Raw genomic sequence first — 15,413 nt, 5'->3', positions numbered from 1 at the left:
CCCCGTCAGACAGTACCTTATCTGATGATCTGCTCGTGCAACATGGCCGGCGCCTCGGTATGCAGGCGCACCAACGTCGATGAACGGGTGCCGTAGCTCGGTGATTCGATGCAGACCGACGACAGGATTCTTTCCCATTCCAGATCGACACCGGTATCGGGCAGGCGCACGTCGGGCGCGCGCGTGGTGTCGGCCAGCATCTCGAAATAGGCCTCTTCGGACGCGCACTGGCAGATCAGGCTGGCAAATTGCGCCTTGGTGCGGACTACTTTCGGCCACGCCGAATCGAGCAGCCCATTCGACAAGCCATAAATTCCGGGCGCCAGCGGGACGCCGTTGCGCGGGTCCTGCTGCCCGCGATTGGAAAACCAGATCAGCGTGTCGCGCTCCGCGACCAGCAGGTTGAAGCCATTGAATTGATCGGCCCGTTCCGCCAGTTGCGCCATATATTCCTGCGGCGTGAGTTCGCACGCCAGGAAATCGGCGACCAGCATGCCGCGCGATGGCGCGTCCTGTTTCTTTTCTGCGGCGGATCGCATATTGGTGATGGCCGCGAAGCGGCTGCCACGCGGACCGTCGCGGGTCACCCCCATCCAACTGCCTCCATCGCGCAAGTCGCGCCCGGCGTAGATCTGCGGATGGTCAGGCCACCAGTCGGCGGTGGCAGTCGGACGATCATAGAATTCATCGCGGTTGGCGGCTGCGATCAACGGTGCGCACGGCACCACCTGCCACGCCAAAACAATCAGGCACATGGGCTGACATCCATAAAACGTTCGACATGACGCTGGCCGTCGATCAACAAGGCCAAGTCGGATTGCTGCACTGCGCGGTCCAGCGCGACGGCGAAATCGTCGCTGGCTTCCGGCGGTACTGCTAAATAAACTTCCATCCAGGTTTGCATGTTTGGTTCACCGCTCTCGACTGGCACCGGACGGCGCTTGATGCCGGCACGGATGCCAAAGGTCTGTCGCAGCGTCATCTGCATGGCGGTGGCGCGTGTTTGCAAAGCCGCGGCGTGCTCAGGCCGGACCCGATAGTAAATATAAAAATCCATGCCGGCGGCGCTTCCAATTTTATGCACTTTTTACAAAAAATGCGGGGGTATGGTTAATAATTGGGTTATCCCGCAATGCTATGGCGCGGATAAAAAAATACCCCATCCAGTATATTTTCGACCAAATAACTCAGCCGGGACTCGCCCCGGCCGGCAACTCATGGGGCAACGCGTATGGCAGGTCGGCGAACTGCAATACCGGGCCATTGGCCGAACCGAGATGCACGCTACCAGCATCGAGCACCGCCAGCTTGAGCTCGACCAGACAGTCGATCCGCTGATCGCCATTGGCTTCCGCATTGACGATCATGCCGCAGGGCTGATCCGGATCCGCGCTGGAAAACACTTCGGCGCCGGCGCGCGCTTCGACTGCTGCGCCGGACATCGGGATCGAGGCCAGCATCATGCGGCGCTTGAGTTTGCCCAGATAGTGCGTGCGGGCGACGATTTCCTGGCCGGGATAACAACCCTTCTTGAAATTGACGCCACCGATGAGTTCGTAATTGACCATCTGCGGCACGAATTGCTCCTGGGTTGGCAGCGTGATTTGCGGCACCCCGGCATGGATTGCCGACAGGCGCCACCACTGGCTGCCGGCCGGCGTCAGGCTGGTCGCCAGCTTCGGCCAGGCGGCAATTGCCGTGTCGGGTGTGGCGATCCACAGATAGCGCGGCGCACCGAGCGCGTCGGCCAGGCGCAGCAAGGACCCAGCCGCACTGTCGACTTTCGCATACGGCGCGCCAGGCAGATCGGGAAACCAGTTCTTGAGGACGGCTTGCGCCGCTACCCCAGCCAGTCCAAGCTGCACCTGCTGGGCGCCGACATCGGCCAGTTTGGCCTTGGAGCGCAGCACGAACATCTGGAGGCGTTTTTGTACCGCCGCTTGAATCTCCAGCGGCAGTTGCAACATGATCGCGTCCGCGCTCTTCCACATCAGCATGGTCGCCAGCAGCCGGCCTTTTGGCGAGCAATAGCCGGCCAGTCTTACGTCGTTGGCGCCCAGATGCTCGACGTCGTTGGTCAATTGATTGTGCAGGAAACTGGTCGCGTCTTCGCCGGCCACGGCAATCAGGCCCAGATCGTTCAAGGGGGCGACAAATCCATTGCCAATGACGCCGCTGCTGATGGGGGACTCACCATTAGGTGCAGCGCTAGTCGCCGTGCCGTATTGCGTCAAAAATTGGTGCCAGTCCGACAGGCTTGCCGCTACCGTTTCGCCGGCCGTATTGTTCAACATGTCGCTTGCCAAATTATGCATATTCTCAGAGGATTCCCGGTTAGCCGTTATGATTACGGTCTTATTATAGATATGTCGCCAGAATCACGTCGGCAGTAGCATTTTTTCAGCGCTTTCACCACTTCACGCATGGCATTCATTAAAAAATTATTCGTCGGCATTATTCTCCTCGGCCTGCTGGGCGCTGCCGGCCTCGCGTTCTGGGCGCAACAGCCAATCGGCACGGCGCCGCAAGCCATCGAGTTCTCGATCAAGCCCGGCAGCAGCCTGCGCAGTACCGCTCAGCAGATCGCCGATGCCGGCGTACCGGTCGAGCCGATGCTGTTGATCCTGCTGGCGCGCACGACCGGCAAGAGCGCAAAGCTGAAGGCGGGCAGTTATGAATTGAAACCGAACACGACGCCGCTGCGTCTGATCGATCAACTGGTGCGCGGCGAATTCGCACAGGAATCGCTGGTCATCATCGAAGGTTGGACCTTCAAGCAAATGCGGCAGGCGATGGCCGACAATACGGCGCTGAAGCATGACACGGCGCAATTGTCGGACCAGGAAATACTCGCGAAAATTGCGTGCGACTACCCGGTTGCCGAGGGATTATTCTTCCCTGACACCTATCTGTTTGCCAAGGGCGCCAGCGACCTGCAAATCTACAAACAGGCGTATCAGGCGATGCTCAAGCATCTGAACGATGCCTGGCGCGCGCGCGACCCGTCGCTGCCATACAAGACACCGTACGAGGCGTTGATCATGGCATCGATTGTCGAAAAGGAGACCGGCCAAAAGTCCGAACGCGACATGATCGCCGCTGTCTTCGTCAATCGGCTGAGGCTCGGGATGCCCCTGCAGACCGATCCGACCGTGATCTACGGCATGGGCGATCTGTACAAGGGCAATATCCGCAAGCGTGATCTGGAACGCGATACGCCGTACAACACCTACACCCGCGGCGGTTTACCGCCGACACCGATTGCGCTGACCGGGATCGAGTCGCTTAACGCAGCCCTGAATCCGGCCAGCACCGATGCGCTGTACTTCGTCGCGCGCGGCAACGGTTCCAGCCACTTTTCCAGCACGCTGTCCGATCACAACCGGGCCGTCAATCAATACCAAAGATGAGCAGGTTCATGAGCAAGATCGATTCTCAGAGCAATGCATAATGAGTGTGACTGTATAAGATGACTGTAAACATGGCTGCAAGCGGCAAATTCATCAGTTTCGAGGGCATCGACGGCGCCGGCAAATCGACCCATATCGGTTATGTCGCCGAACTGTTGGCGGCGCGCGGCCTGACCGTGGTGACGACGCGTGAACCGGGCGGCACCACGCTCGGCGAGCAATTGCGCGAATTGCTGCTGCACGAAAAAATGCATCTGGAAACCGAAGCGCTGCTGATGTTCGCGGCGCGGCGCGAACATCTGGCGCAGGTGATCGAGCCGGCGCTGGCGCGGGGCGACTGGGTGATTACTGACCGGTTTACCGACGCCAGCTTTGCCTATCAGGGCGGCGGACGCAAACTGGAGTTGCAAAAGCTCGAAGCGCTGGAGCAATGGGTGCACCCGCATTTGCAGCCCAACCTGACGTTGCTGTTCGACGTGCCGTTGGAAATCGCGCGCGCCCGGCTGGACGCGACGCGTGCACTCGACAAGTTCGAGCAGGAACAGGCTGGATTCTTTGCCGCGACCCGCAACGAATACCTGCGGCGGGCCAAGCAATTTCCGCTGCGTTTTCGCGTGATCGATTCGACGCGGCCCCTGAATGATGTTCGCGCACTACTTGCGGACATCGTTGCAAGCATTTGATTTATTGATGTTTTTTAAAAAAAATAGGCTACTTGAAGCGGCATGACTAACTCGATGTATCCTTGGCAACATGAGGCTTGGCAGCAGTTGCAGCACATGCGCGTGCGGCTGCCGCACGCGATCCTGCTGCATGGTGCCGAAGGCATCGGCAAGACTGCTTTTGCCGAACAATTCGCCCAATCGCTGTTGTGCGAGGCGCCGGCCGACGACGGCCATGCCTGCGGAACCTGTCCATCGTGTGGCTGGTTCCTGCAATATGGACATCCCGATTATCGGCGGGTGCGGCCTGAAGTACTGGAAGATGGCGACGTCGCCGACACGGAAGAGGCTGGTGCCGCCGATCCCGGCGACGGAAAAAAAGGCGCAAAGGCGACCAAAGCACCGTCCAAGGAAATCAAGATCGATCAGATCCGTGCGCTGACCGACTTCATGAATGTCTCGACGCATCGCCAGGGGATGCGCGTGATTGTGTTGTACCCGGCCGAAGCGCTCAATACCGCCGCCTCGAACGCGCTGCTGAAAATGCTGGAAGAACCGCCACCGAATACCGTATTCCTGCTGATTTCGAACAGCCTCGACCGCTTGCTGCCGACCATCCTGTCGCGCTGTCGCAAGTTTGCACTGGCGACGCCATCACCGGCCGAGTCCTTGCTCTGGTTGCAACAACAAGGGGTCAAGGATGCCGACATGTGGCTGGCGGAGCAGGGCGGTGCACCCCTGACAGCGTTGCAACTGGCGCAGGACGGCAATCGGGACGAGATGGAAGAGTTGCTGCGCCAATTATCGAACCCGAGTGTCGACGGTGCGCTGAAAACAGCGGAAAAATTGCAAAAAACGCCAGCCATTCAGCTCGTTGCGTGGTTACAACGCTGGTTGTACGACCTATTTTCTTACAAGATGTCGGGCACAATCCGGTATTATCCTCGTTACCGCAAAGAAATTATGGCGCAAGCGGCACAGATCAACGTCACGCATTTGCTCGGTGCGTGCAAGGCAATCAACGACCGCCGCGCGATCGCGGATCACCCGTTGTCGGCCAAACTCTTCATTGAAGACATGCTGCTCGATTACGTGTCGCTACCTTCGCCACTGCCACTGCAGACCTGACAAGAACACCGAGGACCATTATGAGCACCACCAATGCCACCCCAGAAAAAGCCGTTGCAGTTGCGCGGCCATCGGTTCTGTCGCTCGGGATCAAGGAAAAGTCGGCGCTGTACACGGCTTACATGCCATTTTTGAAGAACGGCGGCATTTTTGTACCAACCAACAAACCGTACAAGATTGGTGACGAGATCTATTTGATCCTGACCCTGATGGACGATCCAAACAAATATCCGATCGCCGGCAAGGTGGTCTGGATCACACCGGCAGGCGCCAACAACAGCAAGGCGCAGGGCATCGGCGTGCACTTCCCGGAAGATGAAAGCGGCCTGCGCGCCAAGCAATGCATCGAGGATTTCCTCGGCGTCGCGCTGAAATCGACGCGCAGCACGCACACGCTGTGATACAGGCTTGATACAGGCGTTGCGGTTTAGAACGCTGCTTTTTATTGCCGCAATTCATCAACATAGAAAACTGCCATCACCGCTGGCAACAACACCGACTTCATCCCATGTCCACTACCCACCGCCATGCGGTGATCGATGACTTAGCCGCCATCGTCGCGATCTACAACACCACCATTCCGTCACGGATGGTCACCGCCGATACCGAAGCGATCACGGTCGCATCAAGACTGCCCTGGTTCGCGGAACATACCCCGGAAAGGCGCCCGCTGTGGGTGGTGGAGCAGGATGACAAGGTGGTTGCCTGGTTGTCGTATTCCGACTTTTATGGTCGACCGGCGTATGCCGGCACCGCCGAGCTGTCGATCTATGTCAGTCAACAGGCGCGCGGCAAAGGGCTGGGACGCTACCTGCTGATGCAGGCGATCGAATTTGCGCCGCAGATATCGGTCCACACGCTGCTCGGCTTCATCTTCGGGCACAACATGCCGAGCCTGGCCTTGTTTGATGCGTTCGGTTTCGAGCGCTGGGCCACCCTGCCACGCGTGGCCACACTGGATGGCGTCGAGCGGGACGTAATCATCGTCGGCAAGCGCGTCGCCTAGTCTGACCAGCGGCGCGCAATTGCTGCATTCTAATTGCTGCATTCTTTCAGCGGGCCATATGCGTCGGCCCCTGCCAAATCTCAATTTCCGTGCTGGCCGGTACGCCAAGACATGCGGGCCGCAGCGTACAATTCCCCTATGTATATCGATTCTCACTGCCACATCAATTTTCCCGATCTCGCGGCCCGCCTGCCGGAAATCTTCCGCAACATGGCGGAAAACCAGGTCAGTCACGCCTTGTGCGTGTCGGTCGACATGCCGGATTTCCCGCAAGTGCTTGATCTGGCGGAAAAATATCCGAACGTCTATGCGTCGGTCGGGGTCCATCCGGACTATGAAGATACGCCGGAACCGAGCGTCGAGTCGCTGCTGGCGTTGTCCAGGCACCCGCGCATCGTCGCTATCGGCGAAACTGGGCTCGATTATTTCCGGTTGCAGGGCGACCTGGAATGGCAGCGCGAGCGCTTCCGGGTCCATATCCGTGCCTCGCGCGCCAGCGGCAAACCGCTGATCATCCATACCCGCGCGGCCTCGGCCGACACGATCCGTATCATGCAGGAGGAGGGCGCCGGTACCGATGCCGGCGGCGTGGGCGGCGTGATGCACTGCTTCACCGAATCACTGGAAGTTGCCGAGGCGGCGATGGCGATGGGGTTTTACATCTCGTTTTCCGGCATCGTAACCTTCAAGAGTGCCAAGGACCTGCAGGCCGTGGCGCGCGCCGTCCCACTGGAGCGGATCCTGATCGAGACCGATTCTCCTTATCTGGCGCCGGTACCGTTTCGCGGCAGGACCAATGAGCCGGCCTATGTCAAGCATGTCGCCGAATTTTTGGCGCAACTGAAAAGCCTCCCGCTGGCCCAGGTGGCACAGCAGACTACCGATAATTTCTTTAAATTATTCAATATAGTACGGTGATAATTTAATGTTGATTATGACGAAAATTCGACGCTGGTTCTGGGTCGTGTGCATCGTGCTCCTGATGCCTGCCGTCAGTGTCGCCGGGTCTTATTCAGACTTTTTCAAGTCAGTTCAGATCGACAACGCGAGTGCGGTCCAATCCTTGCTGGCGCGCGGTCTCGATCCGAATTTGATCGAAGAAGAGCGCGGCGATACCGGTCTCATCCTGGCGCTGCGTGAAGATTCGATGAAAGTATTCCAGGTGCTGCTGCACGCCGCAGATATCAATCTCGAAGCGCGTTCCCGCAACGGCGACACCGCGCTGATGATCGCCGCCTTCAAGGGCAATCTGCCGGCGGTCGAGGCGATGCTGGCCAAGGACGCCGAGGTCAACCAACCGGGTTGGACCGCGTTGCACTACGCCGCGGCGAGCGGCAACAACCGGATCGTCCAGTTGCTGCTCGACAAATCGGCCTATATCGATGCCGAATCCCCGAACAAGACGACGCCGATCATGATGGCCGCACGCGGCGGCCATATTTATACGGTAAAGCTGCTACTCGATGAAGGCGCCGACGCTACGCTGAGGAACGTCCAGGGGCTCTCCGCAATCGATATCGCGACGATGTACGAGCACAAGGACATTGCAGAAGGCCTGACCTATCGGCTCAAGAAGGCGGGCAAACGGTAGGGCCTGTCTTGCAGCGCCGCTGTCACGTCGAGGCACCATCATCGGCATATGCGTCATTGACAGTATGTGTGAAATTAGACTGTATTGTATGCGGCTGCAGCCATATAATCTATGGAGTATATCAAGGTAAGATGTAGCATTCGCGGCCCCAATGTATGGCGCCGCATTAACCTTGCCCTTGGGCTTTTGGATCAGCGGCAATGGCAAGTACTGAGGCATTCCACCCAAGGTCGGATTGCCCCCTCTTCAGAAAGCGCAATATGAAATACGACGTAATCGACACCCAAATCTCGCCGGAAGGCCGTCTGGACGTGTTGTCCAAGGCCGAAGTCAACAAATTGCTCGATACCAGCCAGGGCGGCTTGTACAGCATCTTTCGCAACTGCTCGCTGGCCGCCCTTAACTGCGGCAGTCCGATCGACAGCGGCAAGGAACTGCTGGAGCGCTACCAGGGATTTGACATCAGCATCATTCAGCGCGAGCGCGGCATCAAGCTCGAGGTCAAGGGCGCACCGACCGATGCCTTCGTTGACGGCAAGATGATCAAGGGGATCCAGGAGCATCTGTTCGCCGTGCTGCGCGACGTGATCTTTGTCAGCGACGAGATCACCGACAACCCGAAGTTCGACGCCGGCACGTCCGAAGGGATCACCGATTCGGTATTCCACATCCTGCGCAATGCCAATGTGCTGCGACCGCTCAGCAATCCGCATCTGGTGGTGTGCTGGGGCGGACATTCGATCTCGAATGCCGAATACAACTATACGAAGGAAGTCGGTTATCAACTGGGCCTGCGCGGACTGGACATCTGCACCGGCTGCGGTCCCGGCGCGATGAAAGGCCCGATGAAGGGCGCCACCATTGGTCACGCCAAACAGCGTATCACCGGCGGCCGCTATCTTGGCCTGTCCGAACCGGGCATCATCGCCGCGGAATCACCGAACCCGATCGTCAACGACCTGGTGATATTGCCGGACATCGAAAAACGTCTGGAAGCATTTGTCCGCACCGGCCATGGCATCGTGGTTTTTCCAGGCGGCGCCGGCACCGCCGAAGAGATCCTTTATCTGCTCGGCATCCTGATGCATCCCGATAATGCCCAGTTGCCGTTCCCGCTGATTTTTACCGGTCCCGCCAGCGCTGCCGATTATTTCAACCAGATCGATGACTTCGTCGGCATTACCTTGGGCCCGGAAGCCCAGCGACGCTACAAAATCATCATCGACGACCCGGCGCTGGTGTCGCAGGAAATGCAGGCAGGTATCAAGGAGGTGCGGGAATACCGCAAGAGCAAGGGCGATGCCTACTATTTCAACTGGTTGTTGCGGATCGACCATGAATTTCAAAAGCCGTTCGTTCCAACGCACGTCAACATGCGCAACCTGCACCTGCAACGTGATCAGCCACCACACTTGCTGGCGGCCAATCTGCGCCGCGCATTTTCCGGCGTGGTGGCCGGCAACGTGAAGGATCAGGGCATACGCGCGATCGAACAATATGGTCTTTTCGAGATTCACGGCGACGCCAGCATCATGGAACCGATGGATGCCTTGTTGGCAGCCTTTGTCGCACAACACCGGATGAAATTGCCTGGCACCGTGTACAAACCTTGTTATCGGATTGTAAAATAACCGCTGCTGCGCATCATCATCATGCTGCGCGGCAGCAACATCAGTTCACGCTGCGAAAGCATCGACGGCAGTTCGCGTGAAAGCAGGTCTTGTAATGCTTTAGGTAAATTTTTTCCTTGTAAGCAATTGATTTTATTGCCTTAAATAAAATCTACGCCAGTTATCTCCATGAATTCGAATTTTTGCTAAAAAAACGCTAGACATACGGCCATCCTCGCGTAAAATGGGTTTTGTTGCAGCGCACCATTTCCACGGCGATCTACATACTTAACCCATTGCATTCCAAGGAGAAGTTTATGTTTTCATTTCAAGAACAATTTTCAAACAATGCCAAAGCCGCTTTCGAATCCCAACTGGCCGCATTCCATGCGCTGGCCGCAAAAGCATTCGAAGGTACGGAAAAAGTGATCGCGTTGAATTTGGCCGCGACCAAAGCATCGGTACAGGAATCGACCGCATCGGCCAAGGAATTGTTTGCCGCCAAGGACGCCAAGGAATTTTTCGCATTAGCGGCGTCCCAAGCCAAACCGGCTGCCGAGAAAGCCACGTCGTATGGCCGCCACCTGGGCGAGATCGTATCCGGCATCCAGGCAGAGTTTGCCAAGACAACCGAAGCGCAAATCGCAGAGGCCAAGGCAAATTTGAATGCAGCAGTCGACGCAGTCGCGAAAAATGCGCCTGCCGGTTCCGAAAGCGCAGTCGGCATTCTGAAGTCGGTCGTAGCCAATGCCAATACCGGTTACGAGCAACTATCCACGAGCGTCAAGCAGAACGCCGAAAAAGTCGAAGCCCATGTCACCAAGGCCGCCGACCAATTCACCCAAGCCGCCGAAAAAGCAGTGAATATTTCCTCAAAGAAATAAATATTGGTAGCATGAGTCAGATGTAAGCAGCATACGAGGCGGAATATTCAGCCAAAGGAAGTAAACGGGTCGCGCTTGCGGCCCGTTGTCGTCTTCGGCCATCGTTTTAACGGGCGATTGTCGGCGCAACGAATGTGCCAGAAGCACAGTGTCGGGATGGTCCGGCACTGAACGAGGCAACGAATGATACTCAAAAAACTCACCAGTATCTGGGGTCGCAGTGTCAAACGCATCATCAAATCCCAACAAAGCAAGAATCTAAAGCTGGTCAAAGGTATGTTTGCCACAGTGGCAGGCAAGGCGAAGCGCCGCGTCAATCCATCACGAACCCGCTCGGCTCCGGCAAGCGCGCCTGAGAAGGCGCATGCCTTTGCGACGACTGCGCCAGGAAAATGGCTGAAATCAACCTACACATCGCCGCTGATCGACGGCGCGAGGACGGCCAGCAGGATGAGCTACTGGCTTTATTTGCCTGATCGGGAGATGCGCACTCCGATGCCGCTAGTGGTGATGCTGCATGGATGCGCGCAGAGCGCGACCCAGTTTGCGCAGGGTACGCGGATGAATCTGCTGGCCGAACAACACGGCTTTGCCGTCCTCTATCCGCAACAATCGGCGACGCCCGACCCGAGCCGATGCTGGCGCTGGTATAAACGAACGGTGCAGCAGGGTGGTGGCGAAGTCAAATCGATCGTCGCCATTCTCGAGAATACGATTCAGAAACACCCGATCGACCCGAGCCGTATCTATGTGGCCGGTCTGTCGGCCGGCGCTGCAATGGCCCACATCGTCGCACTGAATCATCCGCACCTGATCGCCGCCGTCGGTTTGCACTCCGGGACCGTATTTGGCGCTGCCGATTCGCGCATGGAAGCCTACTCGGTGATGCAGAACGGTGCCGATGATGCACTGAAAACGGCCATCAGGCACGCGACCTCCAAATTCGAATTATTCCCGATCATGCCGGCGATCCTGATCCATGGCGAGCAGGACGGAATCGTGCGCCCGATCAATCTGGTGCACCTGACCAGACAATTCAGAGTACTGAACCGCTTGTCCGGCAGCAAAGGCGCGCCACTACTGATCAAGGAGGGGAGCAAGCCGGGCGGCCCTCGCTCCGGTAATGCATACAGCACCAGTGAATACTTCATCGGTAAACAGCCGATATTGAAGATCTGCGAGATTCAGCAACTGGATCACGCATGGAGTGGCGGGGATGCCTCGGTGCGCTTTCACGAGCACAAGGGACCCGACGCCAGCAAGATGATGTGGGATTTCTTTGCGAAACACCGGCGCGAGGTTGAAACGAGTTCGCCTATCGTGTAGCCGATGGGCGCCTGCACCTTGCTCAGGTCGCCGCAATCCTGCAGCGAGGGCTACAATCAGCACGCCAATTCTGGCGTCATTCAATAAACGATCAGTCCCCCGCCCGATTGCGGCGCAGACGCAATCGGGAAGGGCGGGAGATCAGACTTTGGCCGGTTTGAGCAGCCCCTGACAGGTCGAACGCTGGTCATCGGCCGCCGGCAATTTGCGGCAAACGTCGTCAAGCTGAGCACGCACACTGCGCAATACCGCTGCGTGCTGGCCCGATTTGTTCCAGTCGGTCAGCTTGCGGCTGACGCGTTCCAGCACCGAACGATTGCGTTCGTAAAAGGCCCCCGGCGTCTGGCCGACCTGCTCGAAAACGCTGCGCGCCACGCTGCCGATCCGGGCTTCATCCTGTGGTGCCAGATCGATCAGGCCACTGAGATAAGTTGCACCCCATTGCAGACGAGTCGCGGGCCCCTTGGAAGCCTGATATGCCTGCTCATACCAACCGATCGCCGCGGCATTATCGCCGCGTTTCTTGGCATTCGATGCCAGGCTCAACATGAAATAATAGGGCGAATGCGAGCGCTGGAGCTCAGCCTTGAGCAGGAGGTCCGACTCAGCCAGCAGACCGGCATCGGTCAGGATGTGGCCGGCGATGTTAATCACCGACTGGCGCTCGTACACATCGGTGGTAGCACGATCGGTTTCGGCAATTCGCGCTTTCACTTGCTGCAGCAAGCCCGCAGACAGGGGCCCTTGCGGTACGTCGATGCGCGCCAGTGACACTTGCGCCGCCAGCGCCGACAGGCGATCAGTTTTTGACAGGCGGCGATCGGCGTCGAGTACCTGCATTGCCTTATCGAAAGCCAGAACCAACGCCGCACGGGGAGCGGATTTCGGTGGCGCGACGAAGCCAACGATCTCGGCAGGATAATTCACCAGCAAATCCATGTTGTCCCTGGCGATACGCGGAGTGGCGAGCACGCCCATTAATTGTTTGCTAGCGGCGGCCTTATCGAACGACACTGGTTCCGGCTTTTGGTTAGCCGCGGCCACCAGTACACTGAGCGCCAACCGCGTTGCGGTATCGCCGGCAGGAGCGATTTTGGCCAGTCGCTGCAAGGTCGGCAACAGGTCGCTGCTTCCGACGAGTTGCTGCTCGTCCGTTTCCCAGGAATAAAATGCCAACAGCCGCCACTCGTCGGCGGACAGTTTTTTTCCGGCCAGCGCCGCCGCCAAGGTTTCCTTGACCGGATGATTGGCGTTCAGGCCGAGGGTTAAGGTCTTCAAATACCGGTCTGCATCCACCTCGCCCGGTAACCGCGTAATTTCCTTGCCGTCGGACTTGAACAGGATCATGGTCGGATAGGCGCGCACCTTGAAGCGATCGCCGAGCTTCTGGGCACCTGGTGCGTCGCCGTCTATATGGACCGGGACAAAGAAACCGGAGCGTTCGATGAAGTCCTGACGGTTAAATATCGTAGCCTTGACCTGATTGCAAGGCGGACACCAGGCCGCGCCCCAATACAAGAACAAAGGCTTGTCATGCGCTTTCGCATAAGCAAATGCAGCATCGATATCGCCATCGTACCAAGCGATACCGTCAGGCGATTTTGCCTGGCCTGACGCAGACATCGTCGCGGGTTTCAGGTTGGCGGCAATCGACAAGGCGGGTGCCACAGAAATCAGTAATGCCACGATCGCGGCGGTACGCAAAGACATAGTGTGGGCTCCATGGATGGTTGTTATAAGCATTTGCAGTCGACCGTGTTTGGTCCGACACCGGCCGATCACATGTTGCTATACGGATAGCATAGTAAGGCCAATGAGCGCCGTTGTCTCGCCTCAGCGGTATTTCCGGCCAGGCGCGGATTGCGTCCTTCCGTTCGCAAGCTGATTGACGTTTTGGCAATGCGATTTGAGCAGCTCGAGGAGGAGTAGGGCGGCGTAACCGGTGCGCGTTCGCCCTCGACCAATGGGACTCGCTCCTAAGGCAGGAGCGATTGCTCAGATGGCACGATCCAGCAAACCACGGCCAAGATAACTACCGCGATGCCGAGGCAGGCAAAACCCAGCGTGTGATAGCCCAATGCGCCGGCGATGGCGCCCACGGCAAAGGCTAACACCAGGGGTGCCATCTTTTTTGCTGGTATTTTGGCCGCGTCGGTGTTAGGCGCGCCGGTGTTGGCCGATACGGTTGCCGACGTTTCGCAAGATGTCGACCGCGTCGATTACCACCTGTGTCACATTCCCCGTCATGACTGTGGTAGGGGACAGCGCGCCGAACAGCAATCGCGATGCGGCGTTTTGCACAGCCATCGCCGCCACGCCGAACATGCCGGTCATCACCGTCAGCAGCGCGTCAGCATCGGCTTGTGCGATCGGCGCCGCCTTTAAACCCAACACTAGAAATACGACTGGTAATGAGGAACCCAAAGGCAGTCACCGTCGGTTGGAGGGCAACGTCGGCATATTGACATTGCCGTTGATGTATTTTTTCATGAATAAGGAAACCGTTTTCCCGTATCTGCCTGACGGATAAAGAGTGCCTATTTTTAAGACACTATAAGTTTTTGGTTTCCGGATCAAAGTAGTTTGCATGCCTCATCGAAATCGAGGCGAGGGCTGCGCGCGAAAAGTTTAGTTGGATCTCCGTAGCCTAGGTTGCACAGGAAGTTGGTCTTGATGTGGCTGTCCGGAAAATACTCGTACCCGAAGTTCACTCGCTTCGTGTCCGGGAAGAACTCATGGTCGACTTTCGTTTGGTCGAATCCGGACATCGGCCCACAGTCCAATCCGAGGGCGCGCGCCGCGATCATGAAGTAGGCTCCCTGCAGCGAGCTGTTCCGCCTGGCAGTGACCTCTGCGAGTTCCGGGGTATCGGCGAACCAGGCGCGTGCATCCGCATGGGGAAATAGTTTTGGCAATAGCTCAAAAAATTTTCCGTCGTAGCCGATGATGGCCGTGACCGGTGCTGCCATGGTCTTCTCCACATTGCCCGGTGCCAGCGCCGGTCGTAGTCGCTCTTTCGCTTCGGGCGTGCGCAGGAATAAAATTCGCGCCGGAGAACAATTGGCACTGGTCGGCCCCCATTTCATGATGTCATAGAGGCGGTGCAAGGTATCGTCACTCACCGGCTTATCTAGCCAGGTATTGTGCGTGCGCGCCTTGAAAAATAGGAGATCAAGTCCGTCTTCGCTCAGTTGGTTGCTCATGGTCATATCTCAAATGTTGGTTAGCGTTGACGATGCCGCCACCAGAAAAGTATAGGAGCAATCAAGCAAAATGGAATGACTTTGCTCATGAGTCAGTCGCGCTGTGGAATGGCGCCTGCTGTCAGGAATTTTTCTGTGCTGCCATTTAGTGATTGCTTCATTGCTGAGCCCAATATTGGCGAATCGCTAAATTGCGCCGAGCTGGAAAATTCATGGTTGGCAAAATTCCGCAATCATTACAGCGTGAGTGATCACCGTTCGCCAGCACTTTTTTCAACTTAAACCACCATGCGCCATTAAAATTCCGCCAGCGATTGATCTGCGAAAGAGGCGGAGAATTGTCAGCAGGATGAAGCGCGATTTCGATTGCGACAGAATAGGGGCGCAATGAATTAATGTGCATCAGGCGGCGCCACAAATCCATGTTCACCGGGGCCGGGTAATCCTGGCGTTCGCCCGAACAATAAACTTTGTGGTTGCTGCTGGACGTCCGATAGCACGCGGTCCAGCACATGAGAGCTACGAGAAAAGTCGTTGATCATGCCGTGCAATTGCGGAAGAGAATCTTTTAAAGCCTGGCTCGTCTGCCCCAC

Annotated in this window: 18 protein-coding genes and 1 pseudogene; 10 read left to right on the top strand and 9 right to left on the bottom strand. The window is 57.3% G+C overall.

The window, feature by feature from the left end:
• Positions 1 to 17: 17 nt before the first annotated feature.
• The 3 genes from ACFOFO_RS12565 to ygfZ form a co-directional block, all read right to left on the bottom strand.
• Positions 18 to 755, bottom strand: a complete 738-nt coding sequence (locus ACFOFO_RS12565; protein ID WP_390331672.1) for an NRDE family protein — start codon at positions 753 to 755, stop codon at positions 18 to 20.
• Positions 746 to 1,057: a DUF4936 family protein gene (locus tag ACFOFO_RS12560; RefSeq protein WP_390331671.1), complete on the bottom strand. Its 312-nt coding sequence runs from the start codon at positions 1,055 to 1,057 to the stop codon at positions 746 to 748. The genes ACFOFO_RS12565 and ACFOFO_RS12560 overlap by 10 nt, the downstream gene beginning before the upstream one ends.
• Positions 1,058 to 1,187: 130 nt before the next feature.
• A complete protein-coding gene (ygfZ, locus tag ACFOFO_RS12555) occupies positions 1,188 to 2,294 on the bottom strand; it encodes a CAF17-like 4Fe-4S cluster assembly/insertion protein YgfZ (RefSeq protein WP_390331670.1) in 1,107 nt (368 codons plus the stop codon).
• A gap of 129 nt (positions 2,295 to 2,423) precedes the next feature.
• On the opposite strand from ygfZ, the gene mltG reads away from it, so the two are divergent.
• The 10 genes from mltG to ACFOFO_RS12505 all read left to right on the top strand — a co-directional run bounded on the left by mltG (position 2,424) and on the right by ACFOFO_RS12505 (position 11,617).
• On the top strand, positions 2,424 to 3,410 hold the full coding sequence (gene mltG, locus ACFOFO_RS12550) for an endolytic transglycosylase MltG (RefSeq protein WP_390324777.1): 987 nt from the start codon (positions 2,424 to 2,426) through the stop codon (positions 3,408 to 3,410).
• A 71-nt stretch (positions 3,411 to 3,481) separates the two neighbouring features.
• Complete coding sequence (tmk, locus tag ACFOFO_RS12545; protein ID WP_390324778.1) at positions 3,482 to 4,093, top strand: dTMP kinase; 612 nt, start codon at positions 3,482 to 3,484, stop codon at positions 4,091 to 4,093.
• Positions 4,094 to 4,135: 42 nt separating this feature from the next.
• Entirely contained in the window at positions 4,136 to 5,200 is a 1,065-nt protein-coding gene (locus tag ACFOFO_RS12540; RefSeq protein WP_390331668.1) for a DNA polymerase III subunit delta', read from the top strand.
• Between the two features lie 20 nt (positions 5,201 to 5,220).
• Positions 5,221 to 5,601 carry a PilZ domain-containing protein gene (locus ACFOFO_RS12535; RefSeq protein ID WP_390324779.1) on the top strand — a complete coding sequence of 127 codons (381 nt, stop codon included), beginning with the start codon at positions 5,221 to 5,223 and terminating at the stop codon, positions 5,599 to 5,601.
• A 107-nt stretch (positions 5,602 to 5,708) separates the two neighbouring features.
• Positions 5,709 to 6,206, top strand: coding sequence for a GNAT family N-acetyltransferase (locus ACFOFO_RS12530; RefSeq protein WP_390324782.1), 498 nt, complete (start codon positions 5,709 to 5,711; stop codon positions 6,204 to 6,206).
• A gap of 138 nt (positions 6,207 to 6,344) precedes the next feature.
• Positions 6,345 to 7,124 (top strand): TatD family hydrolase, encoded by a 780-nt coding sequence (locus ACFOFO_RS12525; protein ID WP_390331667.1) that lies wholly within the window; start codon positions 6,345 to 6,347, stop codon positions 7,122 to 7,124.
• Between the two features lie 7 nt (positions 7,125 to 7,131).
• Positions 7,132 to 7,797, top strand: coding sequence for an ankyrin repeat domain-containing protein (locus tag ACFOFO_RS12520; RefSeq protein ID WP_390324785.1), 666 nt, complete (start codon positions 7,132 to 7,134; stop codon positions 7,795 to 7,797).
• Positions 7,798 to 8,057: 260 nt separating this feature from the next.
• Positions 8,058 to 9,428 carry a nucleotide 5'-monophosphate nucleosidase PpnN gene (gene ppnN / locus ACFOFO_RS12515; RefSeq protein WP_390331666.1) on the top strand — a complete coding sequence of 457 codons (1,371 nt, stop codon included), beginning with the start codon at positions 8,058 to 8,060 and terminating at the stop codon, positions 9,426 to 9,428.
• 296 nt (positions 9,429 to 9,724) lie between these two features.
• The gene (gene phaP / locus ACFOFO_RS12510; RefSeq protein WP_390324787.1) at positions 9,725 to 10,291 is read left to right on the top strand and encodes a TIGR01841 family phasin; all 567 of its coding nucleotides are present in this window, start codon (positions 9,725 to 9,727) and stop codon (positions 10,289 to 10,291) included.
• 183 nt (positions 10,292 to 10,474) lie between these two features.
• Positions 10,475 to 11,617 (top strand): extracellular catalytic domain type 1 short-chain-length polyhydroxyalkanoate depolymerase, encoded by a 1,143-nt coding sequence (locus ACFOFO_RS12505; protein WP_449369373.1) that lies wholly within the window; start codon positions 10,475 to 10,477, stop codon positions 11,615 to 11,617.
• 141 nt (positions 11,618 to 11,758) lie between these two features.
• Here ACFOFO_RS12505 and ACFOFO_RS12495 read toward each other — a convergent pair whose 3' ends face one another.
• The 6 genes and pseudogenes from ACFOFO_RS12495 to ACFOFO_RS12470 all read right to left on the bottom strand — a co-directional run.
• Positions 11,759 to 13,327: a thioredoxin family protein gene (locus ACFOFO_RS12495; protein ID WP_390324789.1), complete on the bottom strand. Its 1,569-nt coding sequence runs from the start codon at positions 13,325 to 13,327 to the stop codon at positions 11,759 to 11,761.
• Between the two features lie 266 nt (positions 13,328 to 13,593).
• On the bottom strand, positions 13,594 to 13,758 hold the full coding sequence (locus tag ACFOFO_RS12490) for a hypothetical protein (RefSeq protein WP_390328084.1): 165 nt from the start codon (positions 13,756 to 13,758) through the stop codon (positions 13,594 to 13,596).
• A 16-nt stretch (positions 13,759 to 13,774) separates the two neighbouring features.
• A complete protein-coding gene (locus ACFOFO_RS12485; protein ID WP_390331665.1) occupies positions 13,775 to 14,041 on the bottom strand; it encodes a DUF1275 family protein in 267 nt (88 codons plus the stop codon).
• A gap of 149 nt (positions 14,042 to 14,190) precedes the next feature.
• On the bottom strand, positions 14,191 to 14,820 hold the full coding sequence (locus ACFOFO_RS12480; RefSeq protein WP_390331664.1) for a malonic semialdehyde reductase: 630 nt from the start codon (positions 14,818 to 14,820) through the stop codon (positions 14,191 to 14,193).
• A 157-nt stretch (positions 14,821 to 14,977) separates the two neighbouring features.
• Positions 14,978 to 15,223, bottom strand: a complete 246-nt coding sequence (locus ACFOFO_RS12475) for a hypothetical protein (protein ID WP_390324791.1) — start codon at positions 15,221 to 15,223, stop codon at positions 14,978 to 14,980.
• Positions 15,213 to 15,413, bottom strand: a pseudogene (locus tag ACFOFO_RS12470) (MlaD family protein); the annotation flags it as partial. The pseudogene ACFOFO_RS12470 and the gene ACFOFO_RS12475, both read right to left, overlap by 11 nt.

It is taken from the genome of Pseudundibacterium arcticum (assembly GCF_042646465.1).
GTDB classification, from domain to species: Bacteria; Pseudomonadota; Gammaproteobacteria; order Burkholderiales; family Burkholderiaceae_D; genus Undibacterium_A; species Undibacterium_A arcticum.
Note: the sequence above shows the minus strand (reverse complement) of the source record. Positions and strands in the feature narration are given on the sequence as shown.

What these genes read in the sequence shown, in the direction of transcription:
- ACFOFO_RS12565 (WP_390331672.1), bottom strand. Translation starts at nt 755, where the DNA reads ATGTGCCTGATTGTTTTGGCGTGGCAGGTGGTGCCGTGCGCACCGTTG.
- ACFOFO_RS12560 (WP_390331671.1), bottom strand. Translation starts at nt 1,057, where the DNA reads ATGGATTTTTATATTTACTATCGGGTCCGGCCTGAGCACGCCGCGGCT.
- ygfZ (WP_390331670.1), bottom strand. Translation starts at nt 2,294, where the DNA reads ATGTTGAACAATACGGCCGGCGAAACGGTAGCGGCAAGCCTGTCGGAC.
- mltG (WP_390324777.1), top strand. Translation starts at nt 2,424, where the DNA reads ATGGCATTCATTAAAAAATTATTCGTCGGCATTATTCTCCTCGGCCTG.
- tmk (WP_390324778.1), top strand. Translation starts at nt 3,482, where the DNA reads ATGGCTGCAAGCGGCAAATTCATCAGTTTCGAGGGCATCGACGGCGCC.
- ACFOFO_RS12540 (WP_390331668.1), top strand. Translation starts at nt 4,136, where the DNA reads ATGACTAACTCGATGTATCCTTGGCAACATGAGGCTTGGCAGCAGTTG.
- ACFOFO_RS12535 (WP_390324779.1), top strand. Translation starts at nt 5,221, where the DNA reads ATGAGCACCACCAATGCCACCCCAGAAAAAGCCGTTGCAGTTGCGCGG.
- ACFOFO_RS12530 (WP_390324782.1), top strand. Translation starts at nt 5,709, where the DNA reads ATGTCCACTACCCACCGCCATGCGGTGATCGATGACTTAGCCGCCATC.
- ACFOFO_RS12525 (WP_390331667.1), top strand. Translation starts at nt 6,345, where the DNA reads ATGTATATCGATTCTCACTGCCACATCAATTTTCCCGATCTCGCGGCC.
- ACFOFO_RS12520 (WP_390324785.1), top strand. Translation starts at nt 7,132, where the DNA reads ATGTTGATTATGACGAAAATTCGACGCTGGTTCTGGGTCGTGTGCATC.
- ppnN (WP_390331666.1), top strand. Translation starts at nt 8,058, where the DNA reads ATGAAATACGACGTAATCGACACCCAAATCTCGCCGGAAGGCCGTCTG.
- phaP (WP_390324787.1), top strand. Translation starts at nt 9,725, where the DNA reads ATGTTTTCATTTCAAGAACAATTTTCAAACAATGCCAAAGCCGCTTTC.
- ACFOFO_RS12505 (WP_449369373.1), top strand. Translation starts at nt 10,475, where the DNA reads ATGATACTCAAAAAACTCACCAGTATCTGGGGTCGCAGTGTCAAACGC.
- ACFOFO_RS12495 (WP_390324789.1), bottom strand. Translation starts at nt 13,327, where the DNA reads ATGTCTTTGCGTACCGCCGCGATCGTGGCATTACTGATTTCTGTGGCA.
- ACFOFO_RS12480 (WP_390331664.1), bottom strand. Translation starts at nt 14,820, where the DNA reads ATGAGCAACCAACTGAGCGAAGACGGACTTGATCTCCTATTTTTCAAG.
- ACFOFO_RS12475 (WP_390324791.1), bottom strand. Translation starts at nt 15,223, where the DNA reads ATGCACATTAATTCATTGCGCCCCTATTCTGTCGCAATCGAAATCGCG.